Source organism: Methylorubrum salsuginis, from assembly GCF_900114375.1.
GTDB lineage: Bacteria > Pseudomonadota > Alphaproteobacteria > Rhizobiales > Beijerinckiaceae > Methylobacterium > Methylobacterium salsuginis.
This window is the reverse complement of the sequence record NZ_FOSV01000003.1, coordinates 145,605-170,717: the sequence shown is the minus strand read 5'-3', so window position 1 is coordinate 170,717 and position 25,113 is coordinate 145,605. Positions and strand designations below refer to the sequence as shown.

At 70.8% G+C, this 25,113-nt stretch carries 22 protein-coding genes, 1 pseudogene and 1 riboswitch; of the genes and pseudogenes, 8 read left to right on the top strand and 15 right to left on the bottom strand.

From position 1 onward, the window contains the following. From BM140_RS05950 to BM140_RS05915, 8 genes are read left to right on the top strand one after another with little or no spacing between them, the layout of a single operon-like run. Positions 1-918, top strand: coding sequence for a nonribosomal peptide synthetase MxaA (locus BM140_RS05950; protein WP_091943015.1), 918 nt, complete (start codon positions 1-3; stop codon positions 916-918). Further along, on the top strand, positions 919-1,986 hold the full coding sequence (locus BM140_RS05945) for a vWA domain-containing protein (RefSeq protein ID WP_091943013.1): 1,068 nt from the start codon (positions 919-921) through the stop codon (positions 1,984-1,986). After that, entirely contained in the window at positions 1,983-2,609 is a 627-nt protein-coding gene (locus tag BM140_RS05940; protein WP_091943011.1) for an MxaK protein, read from the top strand. Before BM140_RS05945 ends, BM140_RS05940 begins: the two co-directional genes overlap by 4 nt. After that, a complete protein-coding gene (locus tag BM140_RS05935) occupies positions 2,606-3,607 on the top strand; it encodes a vWA domain-containing protein (protein WP_091943009.1) in 1,002 nt (333 codons plus the stop codon). Before BM140_RS05940 ends, BM140_RS05935 begins: the two co-directional genes overlap by 4 nt. A 3-nt stretch (positions 3,608-3,610) precedes the next feature. After that, positions 3,611-4,162, top strand: coding sequence for an SRPBCC family protein (locus BM140_RS05930; protein ID WP_091943008.1), 552 nt, complete (start codon positions 3,611-3,613; stop codon positions 4,160-4,162). Further along, positions 4,159-5,106 (top strand): YncE family protein, encoded by a 948-nt coding sequence (locus BM140_RS05925; RefSeq protein WP_091943006.1) that lies wholly within the window; start codon positions 4,159-4,161, stop codon positions 5,104-5,106. The genes BM140_RS05930 and BM140_RS05925 overlap by 4 nt, the downstream gene beginning before the upstream one ends. Further along, on the top strand, positions 5,103-5,588 hold the full coding sequence (locus BM140_RS05920) for an MxaH protein (protein WP_091943004.1): 486 nt from the start codon (positions 5,103-5,105) through the stop codon (positions 5,586-5,588). Before BM140_RS05925 ends, BM140_RS05920 begins: the two co-directional genes overlap by 4 nt. A gap of 37 nt (positions 5,589-5,625) precedes the next feature. Then, on the top strand, positions 5,626-6,312 hold the full coding sequence (locus BM140_RS05915) for a response regulator transcription factor (protein WP_244535323.1): 687 nt from the start codon (positions 5,626-5,628) through the stop codon (positions 6,310-6,312). A gap of 196 nt (positions 6,313-6,508) precedes the next feature. On the opposite strand, the gene BM140_RS05910 is transcribed toward BM140_RS05915, so the two are convergent. The 15 genes and pseudogenes from BM140_RS05910 to BM140_RS25750 form a co-directional block, all read right to left on the bottom strand. After that, entirely contained in the window at positions 6,509-10,234 is a 3,726-nt protein-coding gene (locus tag BM140_RS05910; RefSeq protein ID WP_091943000.1) for a 5-oxoprolinase/urea amidolyase family protein, read from the bottom strand. Between the two features lie 5 nt (positions 10,235-10,239). Continuing rightward, a complete protein-coding gene (locus tag BM140_RS05905) occupies positions 10,240-10,857 on the bottom strand; it encodes an urea amidolyase associated protein UAAP2 (protein ID WP_091942998.1) in 618 nt (205 codons plus the stop codon). A gap of 14 nt (positions 10,858-10,871) precedes the next feature. Continuing rightward, the gene (locus BM140_RS05900) at positions 10,872-11,681 is read right to left on the bottom strand and encodes an urea amidolyase associated protein UAAP1 (RefSeq protein ID WP_091942996.1); all 810 of its coding nucleotides are present in this window, start codon (positions 11,679-11,681) and stop codon (positions 10,872-10,874) included. Between the two features lie 88 nt (positions 11,682-11,769). Continuing rightward, positions 11,770-12,117: a cupin domain-containing protein gene (locus BM140_RS05895; protein WP_091942994.1), complete on the bottom strand. Its 348-nt coding sequence runs from the start codon at positions 12,115-12,117 to the stop codon at positions 11,770-11,772. A gap of 15 nt (positions 12,118-12,132) precedes the next feature. Continuing rightward, positions 12,133-13,506, bottom strand: coding sequence for a type III glutamate--ammonia ligase (glnT, locus tag BM140_RS05890; RefSeq protein WP_091942993.1), 1,374 nt, complete (start codon positions 13,504-13,506; stop codon positions 12,133-12,135). A 3-nt stretch (positions 13,507-13,509) separates the two neighbouring features. Then, on the bottom strand, positions 13,510-14,298 hold the full coding sequence (locus tag BM140_RS05885; protein WP_091942991.1) for a creatininase family protein: 789 nt from the start codon (positions 14,296-14,298) through the stop codon (positions 13,510-13,512). Then, complete coding sequence (locus BM140_RS05880; RefSeq protein WP_091942989.1) at positions 14,295-15,230, bottom strand: ABC transporter ATP-binding protein; 936 nt, start codon at positions 15,228-15,230, stop codon at positions 14,295-14,297. Before BM140_RS05880 ends, BM140_RS05885 begins: the two co-directional genes overlap by 4 nt. Further along, positions 15,227-16,282, bottom strand: coding sequence for an ABC transporter permease (locus tag BM140_RS05875; protein ID WP_091942986.1), 1,056 nt, complete (start codon positions 16,280-16,282; stop codon positions 15,227-15,229). Before BM140_RS05875 ends, BM140_RS05880 begins: the two co-directional genes overlap by 4 nt. A gap of 10 nt (positions 16,283-16,292) precedes the next feature. Beyond that, a complete protein-coding gene (locus tag BM140_RS05870) occupies positions 16,293-17,300 on the bottom strand; it encodes an ABC transporter substrate-binding protein (RefSeq protein WP_091942984.1) in 1,008 nt (335 codons plus the stop codon). A 234-nt stretch (positions 17,301-17,534) separates the two neighbouring features. Beyond that, positions 17,535-17,645, bottom strand: a riboswitch (guanidine-I (ykkC/yxkD leader). A 153-nt stretch (positions 17,646-17,798) separates the two neighbouring features. Continuing rightward, entirely contained in the window at positions 17,799-18,887 is a 1,089-nt protein-coding gene (locus BM140_RS05865; protein WP_091942982.1) for a protein-glutamate methylesterase/protein-glutamine glutaminase, read from the bottom strand. Between the two features lie 62 nt (positions 18,888-18,949). Further along, a complete protein-coding gene (locus BM140_RS05860; RefSeq protein WP_091942980.1) occupies positions 18,950-19,804 on the bottom strand; it encodes a CheR family methyltransferase in 855 nt (284 codons plus the stop codon). A gap of 14 nt (positions 19,805-19,818) precedes the next feature. After that, positions 19,819-20,292 carry a chemotaxis protein CheW gene (locus tag BM140_RS05855; protein WP_091942978.1) on the bottom strand — a complete coding sequence of 158 codons (474 nt, stop codon included), beginning with the start codon at positions 20,290-20,292 and terminating at the stop codon, positions 19,819-19,821. Between the two features lie 117 nt (positions 20,293-20,409). Then, positions 20,410-22,362: a methyl-accepting chemotaxis protein gene (locus BM140_RS05850; RefSeq protein ID WP_244535314.1), complete on the bottom strand. Its 1,953-nt coding sequence runs from the start codon at positions 22,360-22,362 to the stop codon at positions 20,410-20,412. A 225-nt stretch (positions 22,363-22,587) separates the two neighbouring features. Continuing rightward, positions 22,588-24,678, bottom strand: a complete 2,091-nt coding sequence (locus tag BM140_RS05845) for a HAMP domain-containing methyl-accepting chemotaxis protein (RefSeq protein ID WP_091942976.1) — start codon at positions 24,676-24,678, stop codon at positions 22,588-22,590. Between the two features lie 144 nt (positions 24,679-24,822). Next, positions 24,823-25,113: pseudogene (locus BM140_RS25750) on the bottom strand (methyl-accepting chemotaxis protein); the annotation flags it as partial.

The following is a 25,113-nucleotide window of genomic DNA, read 5'->3' as shown; positions in this document are numbered from 1 at the left end:
ATGCGCGCGCTCCTTCTCGTCCTCCTGATCCTCGTCTCGTCGCCCGCGCTCGCCCAGGTCCGCGGCGTCGAGCTGCGGGTGCCGCGCGCCTTCGGCTACTTCCTCGGCGACCTCGTGCAGGTTCAGGCCGACATCCGGGTCGATCCCGGATTCACGGTGCAGCGCGCCTCGCTGCCCAAGCCCGGCCCGGTCACCTATTGGCTCGACCTGCGCACAGTCTCGGTCGAGGAGCGGCGCGAGGGCGACGCGACGCTGATCCGCCTGCGCCTGACCTATCAGGATTTCTACGCGGCGCTGGATTCCCGCACCCTCGAAGTGCCGGGCTTTCCCGTGACGATCGAGAGTGGCGGCAAGGGCGGGCTCACCACCGCCACCGCCCAGATCCCGGCCTGGAAGATCGGCGTCTCTCCCTTGCGTGAGGTGCAGCCCGAGCGCCGCGACGACCCCGCCGAATACCTGCTCCCGGACGGGCGCGCGCCGCGCCTCGATCCCCAGCCCGCCACCGTCACGGCGCTCGGCCTGCTGGCGCTCGCCGCCCTCGCCCTGGTGCCGCTCGCCCGCGACCGCGCCTGGGGACCGTTCGCGCCGCGACGCGGGCGCCCCTTCGCCCTCGGGTTGAAGGCTCTGCGCCGGGTGAAGCGCAAGGCCGAGGGCGAGGCCCGCACCCGCGAGGCGTTCTTGGTCCTGCACCGCGCCCTCGACGCCACCGCCGGCCGCCGCCTGCTCGCCGACGACCTGGCGCTGTTCCTGACCGCCCACCCCGCCTTCCGCGGGCAGGCGGAAAACCTCAAGACATTCTTCGCGGCGTCGCGGCGGGCGTTCTTCGGCCGGGAGACCGAGGCCGCCGCCCGCGCCTTCCCCGTGAGCGACGTCGAGGCCCTGCTCGTCCGCCTCGCCGCCGCCGAGCGGAGCGCCTGAATGGGCGCGCCGTTCGGCTCTTTCGGCGTGGCGACGCCCTGGCTGCTGTGGCTGCTGCCGCTGGCGTTGCTGCCGCTGCTGCGCTCGGCGACCCGTCGCACCGCGATCTCGGCGGTCTCGGCCGCGCCCGCCGACCCGCTCTCGGCGGCCATCGGCGCGGTTCTGACGGTCTCCGGCATCCTGGCGCTCGCCGGGCTGATCGTGGCGCTGGCCGGCCCCTACCGGGCGGGCGAACACGTGACCCGCACCGGCATCGGCGCGCAGGTGTCGATGCTGATCGACCGGTCGGGGAGCATGAACGAGACCTTCGCCGGCCGGCAGCCCTCGGGCGAGGAGGAATCCAAGGCGGCGGCCTCGCGGCGCATCCTCGGGGCCTTCGTCGGCGAGCGCGCCCACGACCAGTTCGCCGTGACGGCCTTCTCCACCGCGCCGATGCTGGTGGTGCCGATGACCGACCGGCGCGACGCCGTGCGCGCGGCGATCTCGGCCATCGACCGGCCGGGGCTCGACTACACCAACGTCGCCCGCGGCCTCGGGATGGCCCTGTCGCAGTTCGGCCCCGCCGCGCCCGGCGTGTCCCGCGCGTTGCTGCTGGTCTCGGACGGGGCGGCGGTGATCGATCCGCGGATCCAGGCCCAGCTCCGGGCCGAGTTCGCCAAGGTGCGGCCGAACCTCTACTGGCTGTTCCTGCGCACCAAGGGCTCGCCCTCGATCCACGACAAGCCCGCCGGCGAGGACACGCCCCAGGCTGCGCCCGAGCGCCATCTCGACCTGTTCTTCAAGAGCCTCGGCGTGCCCTACCGCGCCTTCGAGGCCGAGGGGGCGGAGGCGGTGGCCGGCGCGGTGCGCCAGATCGAGGCGCTGGAGCGCGACCCGATCCCCTATACCGAGATCCGGCCGCGGCGGGATCTGACCGGTTACGCCTATGCGGCGGCCGCCTTCGGGCTTCTGGTGCTGGTGCTGGCCAAGCTCGCGGAAGCCGATTTTCTGAGACAGGGGCCGCACGCTTCGACTGAGCGGGCCGCCCCCGTTGCCCGGCACGAGACGCCGCGGAGCGACGCCGCATGACCCCGCTCGCCCTCTCGCATCCCGCTCCCTCCCGGCGTGCCCGTCTCACCGCCGGCTTCGGCGCCGCATGGCGGGCGGTCCGGCCGCATTTGCTCGTCCTGCTGCCGATCCTGCTGCTGGCCGGTTCCGTCGCGGCCGGTATCTCCGCCTGGAGCGCGTCGCGGACCAATGCCGGCATCGCCGCGCTGGAAGCCGGGCGCGACGTCGCCGTGGCGCCCGACGCCCCCGCCGCCCTGTCGGTCGCACGGATCAAGTTCCTCGCGGCGCGGGACCGGCTGGAAGAGGCTGAGCCCCTTCTGGAGAGCCTGGATCGCAACGGCGCGACCGACAGCGCGGCCCGCGCCCGCTACGTCCTCGCCAATGCCCGGGTGAGACAGGCCTTCGACCTCATTGGCCGGGGCGAACTCGACAAGGCCGGGCCGCAGGTCACGCTGGCGCGCCAGGATTACCGCCGGGCGCTCCAGGCCCGGCCCGATTTCTGGGACGCGAAGTTCAATTTCGACGTCGCCTCGCGCCTGATCCGCGATTTTCCGGAATTCGACCGCAAGTTCGGCGACGAGCTGAAGGCCGAGCCGAAGCAGATCTGGACCGACATCCCCGGCCAGCCGCGGGGCGGGCCATGACGCCGGCGACGCGCGCGCTGCGTCATCTGCCGTTCCGAAGGAACCTGCGCGACCGCCGCTTCCAGGCACTCGCCGCCGCGCTCGTTCTGACGCTGGCCGCCCTGTTCGCCGGGCCGCTGCCGCTGACCCGCTCCGGCGTCGCGGTGCTGGCGGTGGTGGACATCACCGGCAGCATGAATGTGCGCGACTACACCCTCGACGGCAAGCCAACGAGCCGGCTCGAGATCGCCAAGGCGGCCTTGCGCCGGATGGTGGCGGAGCTGCCCTGCGGTTCGCGCGTCGCGCTGGCCCTGTTCACCGAGCGGCGGCCGTTCCTGCTGTTCACGCCGATCGAGGTCTGCGCCGATTTCGCGCCGCTGGACGGCGCCCTCGCGGGGATCGACTGGCGCATGGCCTGGGAGGGCGACAGCCGCGTCGCGGCGGGACTGCACCGGGCGATCCAGATGGCCGGCGAACTCGACACCGACCTCCTGTTCGTCACCGACGGGCAGGAGACGCCGCCGCTGCCTTCCACCGGCCTGCCGCCCTTCGACGGCAAGCCCGGCGCCGTGCGCGGCCTCATCGCCGGGGCCGGTGCCTACGGGTTGTCGCCGATCCCGAAATACAACGATCGCGGCCGCGAGGCCGGGTTCTATGGCGAGACCGACGTCCAGCAGGAGAACCGCTTCGGCCCACCGCCGGCGGATGCGGAATCCCGCGAGGGCTACAATCCGCGCAACGCTCCCTTCGGTGCCTCGGCCGCCAAGGGCACCGAGCATCTCTCCTCGGTGCGCGAGCCGCATCTCAAGGCGCTCGCCGCGCAGACCGGGCTGGCTTACGCTCATCTCGACGGGCCCGACGGGCTCGCCCCCGCCTTCACTGCCGCCGCGACTCCGCGCCCCCTGCCGGGACGGATCGATCCGCGGCCGCTGCTGGGCGGCCTCGCCCTCGCACTGGCGCTCGCCGCTTTCCTCGCGGGCCTGCTTCCGGCCCGCTTCCTTCAGACCACCAGGATGTAACGCATGCGTCTTTCCCTCCTCGGAGCCTCCCTCACGGTGCCGCTCGTGCTCGCCGCCGGCCTGGCGCTCGCCCACGGCCCGACGCCGCAGAAGGTCAGCCAGTCGATCACGATCAAGGCGAGCCCGGACGCGGTCTGGAAGATCGCGGGCGATTTCGGCAGCATCGGGAAATGGCACCCGGACGTCGCCAAGGCGACGAGCACGGGCGGCAACCAGGAGGGCGGCAGCCGCACCCTCACCCTCAAGAACGGCGGCACCCTCGTCGACGGCCTCGACGAGTGGAAGGACAAGGAGCACACCTACTCCTACCGCAGCTCGGGCGACCCGGATCTGAAGGCGCTGCCGGTCTCCTCCTATTCGGCGACCTTCACGGTCGCGCCTGAGGGCGACGGCTCCAAGGTGGAGTGGCTGAGCCGGTTCTACCGCGGCGACACCGGCAACGAGCCGCCGGACAACCTCAGCGACGAGGCCGGTCGCGAGGCGATGAACCGCTTCTTCGCCGAGGGGCTGAAGGGGCTGAAGGCCGTCGCCGAGGGCGGTAAGGCGACCCAATGAGCCGGCCGGCGCCTCTCCTCGCGACCTTCCTCCTCGCCCTGTCGGGCGCCCCCGCGCTCGCCGCCACGGTCTGGGTCGCGAGCCAGCAGGGGGCGCAGCTGTCGCGGATCGAGGCGGGGGGGGCGGTGGAGGGCGCCGCCGTCCCCGCCGCCCCTGCCACGGTGGCGGCGGGAGGCGGGCTCCTGTTCCTGAGCCATCCCGACGGGCACGCGATCACGGTGGCCGAGGCCGGGACGGGCAAGGTGCTGCGGCGCCTGCCCTATGCCGGACAGGTCTTCGGCCTCGCGGCCTCGGCGGATGGGCGCACCGTCTTCGCCACCGATTGGTCGGGGCACCGGGTCGACCGGATCGCGGCGGCGGACGGGCGGGTCGAGGGCTCGGCGGCGACGGGGCGCGACCCGGCCCATCTCGTCCTCGACCGGTCCGGACGGCTGTTCGTCGCCGACCGGGAGAGCCGGCAGGTCAGCGTGATCGACGCCGCCCGGATGGAGCGGGTGGCGACGATTCCCGTCGGCGAGGCGCCCTTCGCCCTGGCGCTCGACCCGGCCGGGACGCGCCTCTACGTCGGAAACGTGCGCAGCAACGACCTCACCGTGATCGACACCGCCGCCTTGAAGGCGGTCGCCACCGTGCCGGCAGGCGCGATGCCCTACGGCGTCGCGGTCAGCCCCGACGGGGCGCGGGTGCTGGTGACGAACCAGGGCGCCGGCACGGTCACGGTGCTCGATACGAAAACCCTCGCGGTCACGGCCACCATCGGCGTCGGCCGCTATCCGGAGGGGATCGCGGTGGCGCGCGAGGGCGGGGCCGCGCGCGCCTACGTGGCCAACTGGTTCTCGGACGATGTCAGCGTGATCGATCTCGCCAGCCTCAAGGCGGTGGGGCGCCTGCCCGTGGCCGAGGGGCCGCGCAGCGTCGCGGTGGCGGGGGAGGGCGACCGATGAGGCGATCCCTCCTGCTCCTGCCGCTGCTGGCGCTCGCGGCCTGTGGCAGCGAGGAGCCCCGGGACGAGGGGCAGGCGGTCGTCGCCCGCACCTCGGAGAGCGAGTTGCCCGGCTGGCTCACCCCGACGGACGGGACCGATCCGGCCCGCTGGCTCGCCGGCCGGGAGGCAGGCCGCCCACTGCCCGACGACGCGCCCGAGGTCGCGGCGATGCGCGCTTCGCTGAAGGCGGCCCGCACCGGCTTCGTCGAGGATCCGCGGATGATGGCCAACCGCACGGTGCAACTCGGCCAGATGCTCGCCGAGATCGGCAAGTCGGAATCCTATCGCGGCCTGATCGACGGCCTGGGTGGCATCGCGGCCAAGCGCGGTCGCCACAAGAGCCTCTATGGCGAGATGGTCCAGCACTATTACAACGCCCGCGCCCAGGGTGCCGATCACGATGCGGCGCTGGCGCAACTCGCCTCCCACGAAGCCCGGTGACGCCCGAACCGTGACGACCAGCCTGATCGACAGACCCGTGTCCGGGATATCCGGTGGCGCCGTCCCGACCCGGGATCGGCCGGACACCCTTCTCGTGGTCGACGACCATCCGGTCGTGCTGGGCGGCGTCCGGTCGCTGGCCGGACAGGCCGGCTTCCGGATCATCCATGAGGCGACCGACATCGTCTCGGGCTTTCGCGCGTTCCACCGCCATCGGCCGCGCCTCGTCGTGACCGATCTGAGCTTCCGAGACAGCGGCCTCTCGGGTCTGTCGCTGATCCGGCGCCTCAAGGCCCTGGAGCCCGAGGTGCGCATCCTCGCCTTCAGCATGCACGCGGACCCCATCGTGGTCGCCCGCGCCCTGGAGGGCGGCGCCCTCGGCTTCGTGCTGAAGGATGCCGGGAGCGACGCCTTCCTCGAAGCGCTCGCCGCGGTCCGGGCCGGTCGGGTCAGCCTGCCGCACGCCCTCGCCACCGAGGTCGCGATGCTCAACCGGACCGTGCGGCCCGCGCCGCTCGCGACGCTGTCGGTCCGCGAGTTGCAGATCCTCTCGCTGATGAGCCAGGGCAAATCCTACGAGGCGATCGCCGACACGCTCTCGGTGAGCTACCGCACGATCGTCAACGCCAGCGCGCTCATGCGGAGCAAGCTCGGCGTCAACTCGCGGGCCGGGCTGATCCAGATCGCCGTGGAGCAACGGGCGAGCGGCGCCTTCGCCGATTGATCGGGGTGGGCTGCGATGCGCCTCACCGCTCCCGTCGACGGATGCCCGAGGCCTTGGCCTGCGCGCCGGCCATGACCAGCCGCAGGGCGATGTGGAGAAGGCTGGTGAGCTGGTGCATCGCTAAGCCGTGTCCCGGCGGCTCCTGGGCCGCGGCTGGACCAGGGCAAGTCCCGGGCCAGCCACGGCGGATCGATGCCTACACGTCGAGAATCGCGACGAGGTCGCCGCCGCGGAGCGTCCGACCGGGCCCTGTGCGGAGTTCACGGATGCGGCCGGCGACGGGGGCGGCGACCGGCACCTCCATCTTCATCGATTCGAGGATCGCCACCGTCTGGCCCGCCGCGATGCTCTCGCCCTCGGACACCAAGAGTTTCCAGACATTGCCCGGCACGCCCGTCGGCACGCCGACGCAGCCCGGCGGGACGTCGCCGGCCTCCGTGGGAGGGCCCTCGTCGGTGACGAAGCTGTCGAGCCCTTCCGCCTTCCAGCGCTCGCGCTCGGCCTCGAAGGCGCCCTGGCGCCGCAGGCGGGCGGCCTCGATCTCAGCGGCGTTCCCGGCCAGCATGGCGCGGTGGGCGGCGTAGGAGAACGTCTCCTCCTCGATCCGCACCGGATAGGCCCCGTGCGGGAAGGCGGCGCGCGCCTCGGTCAGTTCGTCGTGGGAGACCGGGAAGAAGCGGATGCGGTCGAACGGGCGCAGCAGCCAGGGATGGCCGGGGGCGAATTCGCGCGTCGTGCGCCACGTATTCCAGATCTGGATCGTGCGCCCGAACAGCTGGTATCCGCCCGGCCCCTCCATGCCGTAGATGCACATGTAGGCGCCGCCGATGCCGACCGCGTTCTCCGGGGTCCAAGTGCGGGCCGGGTTGTATTTGGTGGTCACCAGCCGGTGGCGCGGATCGACCGGGGTCGCGACGGGCGCGCCGAGATAGACGTCGCCCAACCCCATCACGAGGTAGCTCGCGTCGAACACGGTCTTCCGCACCGCGTCCTCGTCGGGCAGGCCGTTGATGCGGCGGATGAACTCGATGTTCGACGGGCACCAGGGGGCGTTGGGGCGCACCAGCTCCTGATACTTGCGCATGGCCAGTTCCGCCTGCGGATCGTTCCACGACAGCGGCAGGTGGACGACGCGGCTCGGAACGCTGACATCCTCTGCCGCGGGCAGGTTGGCTTCGATCTCCCGCAGCAGGCCGAGGAGACGCGGGCGGGAGAGGGTGGCGCTGTCGTAGTGGATCTGGAGCGAGCGGATGCCCGGCGTCAGGTCGATCAGGCCGGGGAGGCGCGCGGCGCGCACGGCCTCGGCCAGGAGGTGGACCCGCAGGCGCAGGCCGATGTCGAGGGCCATCGGGCCGTACTCGACCAGCAGGTTGTCGTCGCCCTGGCGGCGGTAGGCGACGGGGACGGGGCCGGAGGAGTCGCTGGCGAGGATGGGGGCGCCCCGCCTGAACCCTCCCCCCTCTGCGGGGGAGGGTCGCCCCCGAAGGGGGGCGGGAGAGGGGAACCCGGCTTCCGGAGAATTCACGAGGGACTGCGGCCAAGCGGAACCGTCGCTCCCCTCTCCCGCCCGCTCCGCGGGCACCCTCCCCCACCCAAGTCGGGCTTGCCCGACTTGGGCAGGTGCTTGCGGACCTCGGGCAGGCCCGAGGTCCGGTGGGGGGAGGGTATCGGCGAGCGCCTCATCCTCCGGCCGTGCGAGGGCGCGGAACCGCACCGTATCCCCTGGCCGCAACTGCCCCATCTTCCACAATTCGTCCCGCGCGATCACCGCCGGGCAGACGAAGCCGCCCAGGCTCGGGCCGTCGGGGCCGAGCAGGATCGGCATGTCGCCGGTGAAGTCGATGGCGCCGATGGCGTAGGCGTTGTCGTGCAGGTTGGACGGGTGCAGCCCCGCCTCGCCGCCATCGGGGCGGGCCCAGCGTGGCGTCGGGCCGATCAGGCGCACGCCGGTGCGGGCGGAGTTGAAGTGCACCTCGTAGGACGCCGAGAACAGGTCGGCGATGTCGGCCTCCTGGAAGAAGTCCGGTGCGCCGTGCGGGCCGTAGAGGACGCCGATCTCCCAGGCGTGCGTCAGCGACGCGGGTTCGATGGCCGAGGCCGCGACTTCGACCGCCTCGCCGCAATGAAGCACGTCGCCCGCTTTCAGCACGCCGGTGGCGTGGCCGCCGAAGGCGCCGAGCGCGAAGGTGGCCCGCGAACCGAGCACCACGGGGGCGGAAAAACCGCCGCGCAGCGCGAGGTAGGCGCGCTGGCCCGGCCCCTCGATCGGGCCGATCGCGAGGGTCTGACCCGCTTTCACCGGAAAGTCGCGGCCATGCGGCTGGGGCGCGCCATCGAGGGTCGCCCGCATGGCGGCGCCCGAGAGCGCCACCACGGCGTCGGTGTGGAAGCGCAGCGTCGGACCCGAGACCGTGAGTTCGAGGGCGCAGGTGTTCGGATCGTTGCCGACGAGCGCGTTGGCGTGGCGGAAGGAGCGGGAATCCATCGGCCCGCTCGGCGGCACGCCGACCTCCCATAGGCCCAACCGGCCGGGGAGTTCCTGAAGGCTCGATTGCGGGCCGGGCAGTAGCACCTCGATGCTGCGCGGGCGGTAGGCGAGGTCGCGCAAAGCCGTCGTCGCGACGCGCCCGCTGGCGAAGAGGTCGGAGGCCGCGATGGTGCGCAGGTAATCGAGATTGGTCTCGATGCCCGAGACCGCCGTCTCGGCGAGCGCCGCCTTGAGCGCCGCGATAGCCGCCAGCCGGTCCGCGCCCGTGACGATGATCTTGGCGAGCATCGGATCGTAGAACGGCGTCACCTCGGTGCCGGTGGCGATCCAGCCGTCGATGCGGGCCGATTCCGAAAAGTGCACCTCGGTGAGCAGCCCGGCGCTCGGGGCGAAGTTGGCGTGCGGAATCTCGGCGTAGAGCCGGGCCTCGATCGCCGCGCCCTTCGGCGTGAGCGGGCCGGAATCGCCGATGGGGTCCTCGCCCGCGGCCTGGCGTACCATCCATTCCACGAGGTCGATGCCGAACACGGCTTCCGTCACCGGATGCTCGACTTGGAGCCGGGTGTTCACTTCGAGGAACGAAAAGTCCTCGCGCCGGGGATCGTAGATGAACTCGACCGTACCGGCCGAGGCGTAAGAGACACTTTCACCCAGCGCCACCGCGGCGGCGTGGAGGCGGGTGCGCACGGCGTCGGAGAGGCCCGGCGCGGGCGTCTCCTCGATCACCTTCTGGTTCCGGCGCTGGAGCGAGCAGTCGCGCTCACCGAGGGCCACGACGCGGCCCTTTCCGTCGCCGAAGATCTGCACCTCGACGTGGCGGGCCTCCGCCACGAAGCGTTCCAGATAGACGCGGGCATCGCCGAAGCTGGCGCGGGCCGTGCGCTCGACCGCGGCGAAGCGCTCGGCGAGTTCCTCGGCCGAATGGCAGAGCTGCATGCCGATGCCGCCGCCGCCCGCCGTGCTCTTGAGCATCACCGGATAGCCGATGGCCTCGGCCGCGCCGAGCGCGGTCTCGACGTCGGGCAGCAGGTCGGTGCCGGGCAGGAGCGGCACGCCGCTGGCCTTGGCGAGATCGCGGGCGGTGTGCTTGAGGCCGAAGGCGCGCAGGTGCTCCGGGCGCGGCCCGATGAAGACGATGCCCTCCGCCGCCAGCCGCTCGGCGAAGCCGACGTTTTCCGAGAGGAAGCCGTAGCCGGGGTGCACCGCTTCGGCGCCCGTCGCCTTGCAGGCAGCGATCACCGCCTCGACGTCGAGATAGCTCTGCGCGGCGGGCGCGGGCCCGAGGCGCACCGCCTCGTCGGCGGCGAGCACGCCCGGCGTGAAGCGGTCGGCGTCCGAATAGACGGCGACCGAACGGATGCCCATGCGCTTCAGGGTGCGCACGACGCGGGCGGCGATCTCGCCGCGGTTGGCGACCAGGACCTTGCGGAACATGGCGATCAGCCCTCCCGCACCGTCACGCGGATCGGCGTGGGGTTGAAGCCGTTGCAGGGATTGTTGATCTGCGGGCAGTTCGAGATGACGCAGATCACGTCCATCTCGGCCCGAAGCTCGACGTAGTCGCCGGGCGACGAGACGCCGTCGACGATGGCGAGCCCGCCGTCCTGCTCGATCGGCACGTTCATGAAGAAGTTGATGTTCGGCACGATGTCGCGCTTCGACAGGCCGTATTTCGCGACCTCGATGGCGAAGTTCTCGCGGCAGGCGTGGAGATACTTCGTGGCGTGGCCGAAGCGAACGGTGTTGCTCTCGCAGGAGCAGGCCCCGGCGGAGGTGTCGTGGCGCCCGCAGGAATCGGCGGTGACGGTGAGCATCACGCGGCCCTCGTTCGACATCACCCGCGTGCCGGTGGTGACGTAGGCCGCGCCCTGCTCGCGCACGGTGTCCTGCGAGGAATAGCGCTCGGTGAGGTCGTCGGCGCGGTAGAACAGGGTGTCGATCGCTTGGCAGCCTTCCAGATCCTCGATGCGGAGGGTCTGGCCGGCCTTCACCAGCGTGGAGAACGGCGCCTGCGCGGGCACCACCTGATCGAAGAGCGCGGTCACGGAATCGGTCATCGGTCTCGCTCCCCTCAAAGGCCGGCGAAGGCGTTGTTCTCGAAGCCGCGCACGGCCTCGATGGTGGCGGTGCGGCAGAGGTCGTCCGCGGTGGGCGTCGCTGCGCGGAAGCGGGTGATCGCGACCGGGTTCGGGGCGTAGGCGGGCGCCGGATCGAGGGGGTGGGGGCAGTTCGAGAGCGCGACCGTCAGGTCCATCTCGGCGCGCAGGTCCACGAAGTCGCCGGTTGTCCGGCCGGCCTCGTTCCAGCCGAGGCGGCCTTCGGGACCGACCGCGACGGGGGCGAAGAAGGTGACGTGAGGGGGGATGTCGCGGCGTTCCAGCCCGCATTTCAGGGCGGCGAGCACGAGGTTGTCGCGGGTGTTGCGGTGCGGGCCGCCGGGGTAGCGCGCCGCGTTCGAGGCGGCGTTGGAGCCGCCCATCAGCGCGTCGTGGCTCCCGCAGGAATCCTCGATCAGCGAGAGCATCACGCGGCCCATGTCGGAGAACAGCACCCGGCCCTTCCGTAGGGCCGCGGTCCACTGCACCTTCACGGTGTCGGCGTAGTTCAGCCGCTCGCTCGGATCTTTCGCCGACCACGCCACGAGCGCGACGCTCGACGGGCCGTGGTCGAGGGCGATCCGCAGGGCCTCGCCGCGCTTGAGCGCGGTGGTCCAGTACCAGCCGCCGGGGATGGTCTCGCGGTGGAGGATCGCCGCCTCGTCGAGCGGCACGCCGCCGCGCGGGCTCGGGCCGGGCAGGGCGCGGGGGGCGTGGCCTTGGCCCGCCCGCTTCAGGTCTTCGTAACGGCGGCGGTTTTCCGCGATGACGCTCTCGTCCGACATGCGCGTGTCTCCGATGGAGGCCGGGTCGTCCCGGTGTAAGGAGCCCTGTCGCGGCCGGGCCGTCCCGGCAGGCGGAAATGGGATGGCGTTATTCGTAGAAGGCGAAGAGCTTGCGGGCCGGCTCCACGATCTCCCAGGTGCCGGTGAAGCCGGCGGGCGACACGAACGCGTCGCCGGCCCGGAAGGTGGTCTTCTCGCCGGCCTCGTCGGTGACGACGATGACCCCCTCCAGCAGGTGGCAGAACTCGCTCTCGGTGAAGACCACCCGCCACGTGCCCCGCTCGGCCGACCACGTGCCGGCGGTGAAGCGTCCGTCCTCGCTGGTGAAGTGCAGCGTCGCGGTCTGGACCGGGTCGCCCGCGAGGATGCGGTCCGGGGCCGGACGGTAGGTCGAGGGCTCGGCGGGGGAGGTCGCGAAGGCGATGACCTTTTTCATGGAAATAGCCTCCGCCTAGAACAGGTGGCTGTAGCGCTCGATCTCCCACGGGCTCACCGTGAGATGATAGGCGTTCCACTCGTCGCGCTTGTAGCGGATGAATTCTTCGCGCAGGCCGGAGCCCAGGGTCGCCTCGACAAGCGGGTCGGCGGCGAAGGCATCCACCGCCTCCTGCAGGGTCTGGGGCAGGAAGGCGATGCCGCGATCCTTCCGCTGCGCATCGCTCAGTTCGTAGAGATTGTCCTCGTTGGGCGCGCCGGGGTCGATCCGCTCGCGCACGCCCTCCAGGCCCGCGGCGAGCACCAGGGCGGCGGCGAGGTAGGGATTGACCGCGCCGTCGGCGTTGCGGCTCTCGCAGCGCCCGCCGCCGGCGGGCACGCGCACCGAGTTGGTGCGATTGTTCGAGCCATAGGAGTTGAACACCGGCGCCCAGGAGAAGCCGGCCATCGCGCCCTGACGCACGAGGCGCTTGTAGCTGTTCACGGTGGGGGCGAAGGCGGCGCACAGCGCGCGGCCGTGGCGCAGCACGCCGCCGATGAAGTGGTAGCCGGTCTCGGTCAGCCCCAGGCCGCGGGGATCGTCGCCGGGCGCACAGGCGAACAGGTTGCGGCCCGTCTTCAGGTCCGAGAGCGACATGTTGAAGTGGGCGCCGTTGCCGGTGCGGTCGGCGAAAGGCTTAGGCATCATCGTGGCGATCAGTCCTTCCTCCTTCGCGTAGTGCTTGGTCATCATGCGGAAGAAGGTCAGCCGGTCGCACATCGTCAGCGCGTCGGAATACTGGAAGTCGAACTCGAACTGGCCGTTGGCGTCCTCGTGGTCGAAGGAATAGAGGTCCCAGCCGAGATCGTTGATGGTCGTCGCGACCTTGTCGAGCCAGGAGAAATTATCGACGAAGCCGCGCACGTCGTAGCAGGGCTTCACCAGCTTATCGTCCGCGACCGGCGTGTGCAGCGAGCCGTCGGCGGCTTGGCGCAGGAGAAAAATCTCGCACTCGATGCCGAGGTTGAAGCCGAAGCCCATGGCCTCGGCCTGCTTCATGACGTTCTTGAGGGCGACGCGGGTCGAGAGCGGATAGGGCTTACCCTGGAAGGTCAGGTCGGCGGGTGCCCAGGCGAGCTTGGGTTCCCAGGGCAGCGGGATGACGCGCGACAGGTCGGGGACGGAGGCCAGCTCGTCCTCGTTCGGGGCCTGCCCCAACCCGTCGAGGGCGTAGCCGGTGTAGCGCTCGGAGCCCGCCGCCATCTGCGGCAGGTGATCGAGGGGCACCACCTTGGCCTTCTGCGCGCCGTGGATGTCGACATAGGCGCCGATGACGTATTTCACGCCCTTCGCGCGCAGATCGTCCTGCACGGCGCGGATGGCCGGATCGATGTCGTGGCTGTGGCCCATGATTCAGGCTCCGTGTGGGGCGACGGCCGAGCCGTCGTAGGAATGGGGAAGGGGCGGGGTTTCGGTCAGGCCGCGGCGCACGAGCGCCGACAGGTCCTCGACCATCCAGGCGAACAGCTCGGCGCCTTCCGCCGCGTTCGCCTGCGAGGGCGAGCCGGTGACGCCGTTGCGGCTGGTGCGGTTGACCGGATGGGCGAAGACCAAGCCCCCGGTGCGGTCCGGGTCGTCGGAATCCGCGATGCGGTCTTCCCGCACCAGGGCCGGGGCCACGGCCTGCATCAGCGCGGTCTCGGCCCGGTTGGCGTGCCAGTCTTCGGCATCCGCGAAATGGGCGGCGCGCACCCGCTCGCTGACCGTCGCGGTGTTGACCAGCGCGACCATCAGGTCGTCGTGGGCGGCGCGCAGGAGTTCGAGGGCGCAGCGCAGGGGCGCGGCATTGGTGACGTGCGCGTTGACGAGGAACAGGCGGCGCACGCCGGAATGATAGGCCTGGGCGCCGATCTGGCGGACCAGTTCGGTCATCACCAGCGGATCGAGGGCGAGGGTGCCGGGCCAGCGCCGGGAATGGCCGAGCGAACAGCCGTAGGGCAGGGTCGGCAGCATGGGCACGCCGGTGCGGGCCGAGACCATGCGGCAGACTTCGTCGGCCAGCACGAAATCCATGCCGCAGCCGAGATGCGGGCCGTGCTGCTCGGTGGCGCCGATGGGCAGGAGCGCGGCCTGTGCGGCGGCCGAGAGGTCGCCGGGGATTTCCTCCCAGGTGCGCTCGGACCAGAGAAGCGGGGCGCTCATTCGACCTCGTCCCCCACGCTCGCCATGCGGGTGACCATGTCGAGGCTCCCCAGATCGGCCGGGCCGTCGGCCTCGGCCTCCGCGGGGTGGATCAGGGCATCGAGCCGGGCGCGGGTGGCGCGGAACTCAGGCGTCAGCATCTGGCCCGGATGGCGAGGCCGGGGCACCGGCACCTCGATCAGCTCCTCGACCTCGCCGGGATGGGCCTTCAGCACGAGGATGCGGTCGGCGAGCGTCACCGCCTCGTCGAGGTCGTGGGTGATGAAGACGATGGTGATGTCGATCTTGCGCCAGATCTCGATCAGGTAAGCCTGCATCCGGGCGCGCGACTGGGCGTCGAGGGCCGAAAACGGCTCGTCCATCAGCAGGATGCGGGGCCGCATGGCGAGCGCGCGGGCGATCGCCACGCGCTGCTTCATGCCGCCGGAGAGCTGGTGCGGATAGGCGTCGGCGAAGCGCTCCAGGCCGATGAGCGCCAGCCATTGCAGCGCCTCGCGCTCGGCGACGTGCCGGGACTCGCCGTTTTCCTCCAACCCGAAGGCGACGTTGCGCTTCACCGTCAGCCAGGGGAACAGGGTGTAGCCCTGGAACACCATGCCCCGGTCGGCACCCGGCCCCGAGACCGGCACGCCGCCGACGCTGACGGTGCCGGACGTCTTGGTCTCCAGCCCGGCGAGGATGCGCACGAAGGTGGACTTGCCGCAGCCGGACGGGCCGACGACACAGAGGAATTCGCGGCGATGGGTGACGAGGTCGATGTCGCGCAAGGCGACGGTCTCGCCGCCGTCGGCATTCCGAAAAACCTTGCCGAGGTTCTCGACCTTGAGCGCGACCTCGCGGGCCTTCAGCTTCTCGAAGCGGACGCGCACCGGCTCGCATTGGGTGCGGTAGTCGCAGGGCTCGGCGGTGAGTGGGATCGGGGCGGCGCTCATGCTTCGGCCCTCGCGTAGGGAAACAGGCGGCGGCCGAGCAGCGCCAGGGCGATGTCGGTGGCGATGCCGATGAAGCCGATCACGAGGATCGCGGCGTAGACGTTGTCGAAATGCTGGTAGCGGGCCTGCTGCGTGATGAAGAACGTGATGCCCGAGGAGGTGCCGATCAGCTCGGCGACGATCAGGTAGGTCCAGGCCCAGCCGAGCAGGATGCGCTGGTCGCGGTAGAGCTGCGGCAGCACCGCGGGGACGACGACGCGGCGGATCAGGCGCAGGTTGCGCGAGCCCATGGTCAGCGCGGCCTCGATCAGCAGCGGATCGACCCGGCGGGTGGTGTTGGCGATGACCAGCACCTGCTGGAAGAAGGTGCCGATGACGATGATGGCGATCTTCGGCCCGTCGTAGATCCCGAGGATCGCCACCATCAGCGCGCCGAAGGCGGGGGCCGGCAGGTAGCGCACGAACTCGATGACGGGCTCGGTCAGCCGGGCGATGGTGGGTTGCGCGCCGCAGAGCACGCCGAGCGGCACGCCGAAGATCGACGAGATCGTGAACCCCCAGAAGATGATCTGGATCGAGTGCCACAGGCTCGCGGGCAGCCAGATCGCGTCGCGCTGGGGCGGGGCGGCCGTCAGCGTGGTCCAGAGCGCCACCGCGACCTCGTGCGGGGCCGGGAGATAGACCGGGTTGGCCGGCCGGCCCGCGGGGGCCTCGGTGCCGGCGGAGCTTGCCGCGGCGACTTCCTCGGCGAAGGCGGCCTTCGGCACCCGCATGCCGGGCTCCATCCAGGCGACCTCGCCGGAGTTCGTCACCTCCACCAGCGGGTGCCAGAGGAAGGGCAGGTAGGACACCGCCGCCCACAGCCCGAGCGGCAGCAGGAACGACAGCAAGGTGAGCGCCAGCCGCTTGCGCGGCGGCAGGGGGCGGGCGACGCCGATCCAGGAACGGCGCGCCCGGCCCACCGGGGCCGCCGCCCCCGCCACCGACGGGAGCGGGGCGGGCGCCGCGGGGGCGGCGTCGTCCGTAGGCGAGGGGAGGGGGCGGGCGCGCATCCTCAAACCCTCACTTGCCGTCGGTGAGGGCGGGGTCGATGTAGCTCTTCACGTCCTGCGCGGTCTTGTAGACCTCGAACTTGACGTTGAAGGCGTCGGCGTGCCGGCTCGACCCGTAGAGCGAGCCGAAACCGTCGGCGTCCTTCATCACCGCGCGGCCGTCGGCGAGCCGCATCAGCTTGGTGCCCTTGAGGAAGCGGGTGAAGGTCGTGGGCTCGATCCCGACCTTGGCCGACATGATCGCCACCGCGTCGGCTTGGGTCTTCGGGTTCTCGATGTAGTCGACCACCCGGTCCCACAGGCCGACGAGCTTGATCCAGTCGGCGCGGCGCGCGGCGAGGCTCGCGGGCGTCACGGTGACGACGTCGTAGATCAGGCCGGGCCGGTCGGCGGAGGTGTAGAGCGGCCGCGCCCCGGCCGCCCCGCGCATCGCCTGTCCGGCGATCGGCTGCCACGCGCCGATGGCGGCGACGTCGCCGGAGGCCAGGACCTGGGGCGTCTCGTTGGTCTTGGCGTTGACCAGCGTGACGTCGCTCTCCTTGATCCCGGCCTTCTGCAGGCCGTCGATGAGGAGAAGATGTTCGACGAGGCCGACTTCGAGCCCGACCTTCTTGCCCTTGAGATCGGCCAGCGACTTCACCCCCGGCTTGCCGACGATCATGTCGTTGCCGTTCGAGTAGTCGGTCAGCAGGATCATGACGTTCTTGGCGCCGTTGCCGCCCATCACCAGCGCGTCGCCGTTGGTGCAGGTGACCGCGTCGAGCTTGCCCGCCGAGAAGGCGTCCATGGAGGCAGAGTAGTCGAACCACTCGAACTTGGCGTCGATCCCGGCCTCCTTGAGCCAGCCCTTGTCGATGGCGACCTGCCACGCGACCCAGCCGGGCCAGTCGCTGTAGCCGATGCGCAGCGGCTCGGCGGCCAATGCCGGCGCCGAGAGCAGACTCGCCGCGAGCGCCAGGGCGGAGAGGCCGCGCCGGGCGCTTGCGAGACAACCGGTGATCAGGGTCGGAATGCGCATCTCTCGTCTCCACAAGGAACGGGGGCGGCGGGCAGGCGCACGCTCAGAGCCCGGTCGGGCGACCGGGGCGCGACAAGCCTGAATTCGGGGGAATGGAGGGCGGCCTAAACGGCGCAGCCGGGCGCCGGGCGCCAGCTTTGTTCAGACAAAGGTGAGATCGAGGAGAGCATAGATTCCCTTCCTGAGTGAAGGGATTGCACAAGACCACTGCTTGCCAATCCCTTGGCCAGTGAGGTCTCCCGGGCTTTTATCCCGCCGTGCATCCGGGCGGATGTCTCCCGCCGCGGCGACCGCTCTCGGACCGTTCACATCGATTTCGATGCAGGAACCCTAGCGATCAACTCGTCATCATGGATACGCTTTTGGCAAAGTCAGGGTCAATCGGCCCGACCCGCGCGGCTGCATCAACTTCCGCCGCCCTTTGCCGAAGTTTTGGTCCGATTGCGGCACGAAGCGGCAGGACGCCGCCCTGCGCGAACACGGGTGGCGCCTTCGTGCTCAGGCTGTGCGGCCCAGCGGCTGGCTCGCGCCGAAGCGCAGAATCTCCAGATGGATGCGGTCGAGCGGCATCACCTTGGCAGCGGCACCGCGCTCGATCGCCTCTTTGGGCATGCCGAATACGACGCAGCTCTCCTCGTCCTGGGCGATGGTCTGCGCCCCGGCGCGGCGCATCTCCAACAGGCCGTTGGCGCCGTCGTCGCCCATGCCGGTCATGATGATGCCGAGCGCGTTGGCGCCCGCGCATTGGGCGGCGGAGCGGAACATCACGTCGACCGAGGGACGATGGCGCGAGACCAGCGGCCCGTCCTTCACGGCGACCGCGTAATGCCCGCCGATCCGCTGCACCAGCAGGTGGCGCCCGCCGGGTGCGATCAGCGCCTGGCCGGGCCGCACGGGGTCGCCGTCCTCCGCCTCCTTGACCGAGACGGCGCAGAGCCCGTCGAGGCGGCGGGCGAAGGCGGCGGTGAAGCGCTCGGGCATGTGCTGGACGATGACGATGCCGGGGCTCTCGGCGGGCAGCACCTCCAGCACGTCGCGCAGCGCCTCCGTGCCCCCGGTCGAAGCGCCGATGCAGACGATCGGCTCGGTTCCGGCGACGCGCCGGGTCGTGACCGGCGGCGGCAGCATCGCGTCGGCCGAGAGCTTGGTCTCGACCCGCCGCTCGGCGCTGCGCGGGCGCAGGCGCGAGCGGGCGGCGGCCCGCACCGCGTCGCAGACCCGCACCGAGGATTCGACGAGGAACTGGCGGGTGTCGATCCGGGGTTTGGGCAGCACGTCGACGGCGCCGGCCTCCAGCACCTCGAACAGGATCCGCGAGCCGGCTTCCGTCAGCGTCGAGCAGATGATCACTGGGATCGGCTTCTGCGCCATGATCTTGCGCAGGAAGGTCAGCCCGTCCATGCGCGGCATTTCGAGGTCGAGGATGATGACGTCGGGCACCTCCTCCTGAATCCGCCGCGCCGCCACGAACGGGTCGGCGGCGGTGCCGAGCACCGTGATGTCCGGGGCCGTGTCGAGGATCTGGCAGAGCGTCTGCCGGACGGAGGCCGAATCGTCCACGACGAGGACGCGGATCGGAGCGGTCATCGGAATGTCCCTGGAGCATCGGCCCGAACGGGGGCCGCCGGCTTGTCAGAAGAAGTCGATGCTCAACGGCGGAAGACCGTCGAGGTCACCTGCGTCAGGCCCTGGAGACCCGCGACCGACATCGATTCGGAATGGCCCACGATGAGGTATCCGCCCGGCCGCAGATGGCCGGCGAGGCGTTCGAGCACCGCCCGCTGCGTCGGTCGATCGAAGTAGATCAGCACGTTGCGGCAGAAGAGGATGTCGACGTCGCGGTCGATGGCGTAGCGCTCGTCCATCAGGTTGAGATGCTGGAAGCGGACCCGGCGGCGCAGTTCGGGCACGATCCGCCCCTGCTGCCGGGCGGGGTCGCGCGCGGCCATGACGTAACGGCGGCGCGTCGCGGCGGGCACGGCGTCCAGCATATCGTCCGAATAGATCCCGGCCGCGGCCACCCGCAGCACCTCGGTCGAGACGTCGGTGCCGAGGATCGCGTATTCGAACCGGCCGCCCTCGTTGATCAGGTCCTGCAGCACCATCGCCAGGGTGTAGGCCTCGGCGCCCGTCGAGGCCGCCGCGCTCCACACCTTCAGGAGCGGGCGCTCGCCCCGATGGCCCGACAGGGCGCGGAGCCGCGGCACCAGCGTCTGCCGCATCAGATCGAAATGCGCCGGCTCGCGGAAGAAGTCGGTCTTGTTGGTCGTCACGCAATCGACGAGATGGACGAACTCTTCGGCGAGCCGTCCCTGATCGAAGAGATGGCGGCCGTAATCGTCGAGGCTGTCGAGGCGCAAAGCCCGGACGCGCTTGCGCAGGCGCCCCTCCAGCATCGTCCGCTTGGTGACGGGCAGCTGGATGCCGACGCGCGTCTCGATGACCTCGGCGATCGAGCGAAAATGCCGCTCGCTCAACTGGTCCGTCAGGAGGCCGGAGGACATGGAACGCTCGGGTCTCAGGCGGCCAAGGCGGAACCGGCGAGCGCCGGGGCGTCGCCGTCCATCAGCCGGACGAGGTCGAACACCACGACGAAGGCCTCGCCGCGCCGGCCGATGCCGGCGATGTAGTGGGAGCGCCAGCGCCCGCCGACATCCGGTGCGGTCTCCATCTCGGCCCGGTCGAGTTCGGTCACCTCGAACACCCGGTCGGCGACGAAGCCGACCCGCATGGTCCGGTCGGGCATCGGCACGTTGAGCAGGATGATCCGGGTCGCCGGCGTCGGCGCCTCCGGCGGCAGGCCGAGCTTGGTCCGCAGATCGACCACCGGATAGCTCTGGCCGCGCACGTCGATCATGCCGACGAGGAAAGCGGGCGCCTGCGGCAGGGCCGCGGGAGCGCGGTAGTCGAGGATTTCCTGGACGTGTTCGATGTCGATCCCGAAGGTCTCACGGCCGAGGCCGAGGGTCAGATATTGCCATACGCTCGACATCCTGGCGCTCCGGTCCGTCCGCTGCCTGCCCTTCGATTCGGGCAGATTGGATGAAAAGGGTTGATCGATGGTGCCTTGTGGCCCCGCGGGCGGATCTGCCCGCGGGGTGGGGGTTCGTCAGGCGACGCGGGTGAAGTCGGCGTCGCGGTCGTCGCCCTCGCCCATGTCGAGGGCGAAGCCGCCGCCCGCCGCCTTGGCCGCCGGGCGGGTCGCCGCCCGCTTGGCCGGCGCCCGGCTCACGGGCGACTTCACCACCGGCGAGGCCGCCATCCGCGCCGCGGTCGCCCGCAGCTGCGTCACCGCCCCGTCGATCTCCCGCGACCGGTCGGCGGGCGCTTGCGCCCCGTCGATCCGGAAGTAGGCGATCGTCGCCTGCAGCGTCTCGGCCTGCGCGGCCAGCTCTTCCGAGGTCGCCGAGACCTGTTCGGAGGCGGACGCGTTCTGCTGGGTCACCTTGTCGAGCTGCTGGATCGCTTGGTTGATCTGGCCCGAGCCGACATCCTGCTCGCGGCAGGCCGCCGAGATCTCCTCCACCAGCGCGGCGGTCTTCTTGATGTCGGGCACGAGCCGGCCCAGCATGTCGCCGGCCTCGCGCGCCGCCTTGACCGTATCGATCGACAGGGTGCCGATCTCGGCGGCGGCCGCCTGCGAGCGCTCGGCGAGCTTCCTCACCTCGGAGGCCACCACCGCGAAGCCACGGCCGTGCTCGCCGGCGCGGGCCGCTTCCACCGCGGCGTTGAGGGCGAGAAGGTCGGTCTGGCGGGCGATCTCCTGCACGATGGTGATCTTCTGGGCGATGGTCTGCATCGCCTCGACCGCGCGGCCGACGGCGACGCCGCTGGCCTCGGCATCCTTGGCGGACTGACGGGCGATGGCCTCGGTCTGGCCGGCATTCTCGGCGTTCTGCTTCACGTTGGCGGCCATCTCCTCCATGGAAGCCGAGGCTTCCTCGGTGGACGAGGCCTGCTCGGTCGAGCCCTGCGACAGCTGCTCGGCCGAGGCCGACAGCTCTTGGCTGCCCGCCGAGACGTTGTTGGCGGCCGCGGACGCGTCCGCCACCACGGCGCGCAGCCGCGCCAGCATCGTTTCGAGGGCGATGCCGAGGCTGTCCTTGTCCGAGAGCCGCTGCGCCTGGACGGTGAGGTCGCCGCCCGCGATCGCCGTGGCGATCTGGGCGATCGCCTGCAGGTTCGCCGTCATCGCGCCGAGATTGGCTCGCACCTCACTGCTGAGGCCACCGAAATCCTTCGACAGCGACTTGGAGAAGTCGCCGACCGAGGCGGCGGCGAGAATGTCGGAGATTTCTCGGAAGGCCTGCTCGACCGCGAGCGCCGTGCCCTGAATCTGTCCGATCTCGTCGCGCCGGCCGGTATCGAGCGGCGTCGCCAGCTCGGCCAGCTTCGCGCTGACACGGGTCACGGGCCGGGACACGGTGCGGATGAGCAGGAAGGCGATGCCGGCCGCGATCAGGATGCTGGCCACGATGCCGAGCACGATCATCTGCGTCGTCGTCTCGAAGGCCGCATTCTGCGCGTCGCGCCGCGCCTGCATCAACGCGTTCTCGGCATTGATCACCTCGGCGATTCGGTTGCGCAAACCGTCCATCGCCTCCTTGCCGGCGCCGGCGATCTCAGTCTGACGGGCGGCCTCGCGGGTCTCGGGGTTGGCCATCAGGGCGATGCCCTTCTCGGCCACGCCGCCATGCCACGCTTCAGCCAAATGCTTGGCCGCGTCGAGCCGCTCCTGCTGGGCCGGGTTGTCCGCGGTCAGCGTCTTGGCTTGGCGCCAAGCCGTGTTGAACGCCTCCCAGCCCTTCTGGTAGGGCGCGAGGAACTTCTGGTCCCCGGACAGGAGGAAGCCGCGATAGCCGGTTTCCTGATCGACCATCGCGGCGAGCGCATGGTTCGTGGCGTCGACGACTTGGACCGTATGATCCGACCAGTTCACCGCCTGTCGGATCTCGGACGACTTCCAGTACACGACGCCGTTCACACCGAGCCCGACCATCACCATCCCGGTGAAGGTCAGGGCCAGTTTTCGGGGCATTGAGATATTGTCGAACATGCTCATCGAGCGAGCCTTTCTCGGGTCGTTCCGTCAGCGGTTGGTCATCTCTGCTTCCTGCCGAGCCGTTCGGCCCGGAGCGAGACCGCGCATGATCGGGGCGTTTGCGCAGGACCCCGACGACGATTTTCTTCTGTTGTTTGGGACTTCCGCCCGGGCAGGCGCGGGAGAGCGTTGGATCGCTCGCGCCCGCCCGGGCGGTTGGTGCCGACGCCGTCGGCGCTCCCTGCGTCAGGCGACGCGGGTGAAGTCGGCGTCGCGGTCGTCGCCCTCGCCCATGTCGAAGGCGAAGCCGCCGCCCGCCGCCTTGGCCGCCGGGCGGGTCGCCGCCCGCTTGGCCGGCGCCCGGCTCACGGGCGACTTCACCACCGGCGAGGCCGCCATCCGCGCCGCGGTCGCCCGCAGCTGCGTCACCGCCCCGTCGATCTCCCGCGACCGGTCGGCGGGCGCTTGCGCCCCGTCGATCCGGAAGTAGGCGATCGTCGCCTGCAGCGTCTCGGCCTGCGCGGCCAGCTCTTCCGAGGTCGCCGAGACCTGCTCGGAGGCGGACGCGTTCTGCTGGGTCACCTTGTCGAGCTGCTGGATCGCCTGGTTGATCTGACCCGAGCCGACATCCTGCTCGCGGCAGGCCGCCGAGATCTCCTCCACCAGCGCGGCGGTCTTCTTGATGTCGGGCACGAGCCGGCCCAGCATGTCGCCGGCCTCGCGCGCCGCCTTGACCGTATCGATCGACAGGGTGCCGATCTCGGCGGCCGCGGCCTGGCTGCGCTCGGCGAGCTTCCTCACCTCGGAGGCCACCACCGCAAAGCCGCGGCCGTGCTCGCCGGCGCGGGCCGCTTCCACCGCGGCGTTGAGGGCGAGAAGGTCGGTCTGGCGGGCGATCTCCTGCACGATGGTGATCTTCTGGGCGATGGTCTGCATCGCCTCGACCGCGCGTCCGACGGCGACGCCGCTGGCCTCGGCATCCTTGGCGGACTGGCGGGCGATGGCCTCGGTCTGGCCGGCATTCTCGGCGTTCTGCTTCACGTTGGCGGCCATCTCCTCCATGGAGGCGGAGGCTTCCTCGGTGGACGAGGCCTGCTCGGTCGAGCCCTGCGACAGCTGCTCGGCCGAGGCCGACAGCTCCTGCGAACCCGCAGAGACGTTGCTCGCCGCGTTGATCACCTGCCCGACGACCTCGCGCAGCTTCCCGTTCATCGCCTGGATGGCGTGGAGCAGGTCGGTGACCTCGTCCCGCCCGGTGGCGGCCACGTCCTTGGTCAGGTCGCCCGCGGCGACGCTTCGGGCGGCATTGACCGCCTTCGACAGGCCACGGGAGATCGAGACCGCCATCCACACGGCCATGGCGAGGCCCAGCAGCACCGCACCGGCCACCACCGCGATCAGGATCGTGCGGGTCGATTCATAGGATTCCTGCGTGTCGTGAACGAAGCCCTGGGCCACGCTCTCCTCGTAGCCGCGCAGCTTCCCCACCTGCTCGACGACCGCCTTGCGGGCCTCGGTGAAGGGGCCGACATAGTAGCGCAGCGCCTTGGCGTCGGTGTTGGCGAGGCCGAGGGCGAACACCTTCTCGGCCGAGGGCTCCCAGGCCTTCACGGCCGCCGAGAGGGCGTTGGCGGCCTCCGCGTGGCTGCCGGCCCGGCCCGTCTCGATCAGCTTGGCGAGGTCGCGCCCGAGGGACTTCTGCGTCTCGGTGAATTCTCCGGCGATCTTGGCCAGCAGGGCGTCGTCGGTCACCACGATCTCGCGATAGATCTCGCCGCGAAGGCGGACCATCTTGAGTTCGATGGTGCCGATCAGGGCCCGGTCCTCGGCGGAGAGGTCGGTGCGCGCCTTGAGCTCGTCGATGCGCGCCATCACGGTCGTGTAGGCGGCGAGCTGCTCGCCGGTCGCGATCCCGTTCGCGGTGTTGTTGCCGTTCTGGACCGCGAATTCCAAGCCCTTGTTCACGGCTTCGCTGAGCTTCGTCCACTCGTCGCGCAGCGGCTGGATGCGGGCGCGTTCGGCGGCCGGAACGAGCTCGGTGTATTCCTTGAGGATGGTCTGGAACTTGGCGTCATGCGCCTTGAAGTCGGCGAGCAGCTTCTCGCGGGCGCCGGTCGTGGGCTCCAGCATCGACCGGGCGAACATCCGGGCGGCATCGTAGGACATCGCCTCGATGCGCAGCACCCGCTGGACCTGGGAGAACGGACGGGCCGCAAAAGCCTGCATCCGGTCGTTCGACTGGCTCAGGCTCGTCACCGCGAGGGTGCCGGCTCCGCCCAGCAGCAGGAGGATCAGCCCGAAGGACGCTCCGAGCTTTGCCTTGATCGTGAAACGCATGATGTTCAGCCCCCGTTGAAATCAAAATTCTCAAGGTTTTCCGTCTTCGGCTCGGTCGTCGGACCGTGCCGAGATGTCACGATGGAACGGACCTTCCGTCATCCGCGCGGGCTTCGGTCCCGCGCGGACCGGTGATCGGTCGGATCAGGCGACGCGGGTGAAGTCGGCGTCGCGGTCGTCGCCCTCGCCCATGTCGAAGGCGAAGCCGCCGCCCGCCGCCTTGGCTGCCGGGCGGATCGCCGCCCGCTTGGCCGGCGACCGGCTCACCGGCGACTTCACCACCGGCGAGGCCGCCATCCGCGCCGCGGTCGAGCGCAGCTGCGTCACCGCCCCGTCGATCTCCCGCGACCGGTCGGCGGGTGTCTGCGCCCCGTCGATCCGGAAGTAGGCGATCGTCGCCTGCAGCGTCTCGGCCTGCGCGGCCAGCTCTTCCGA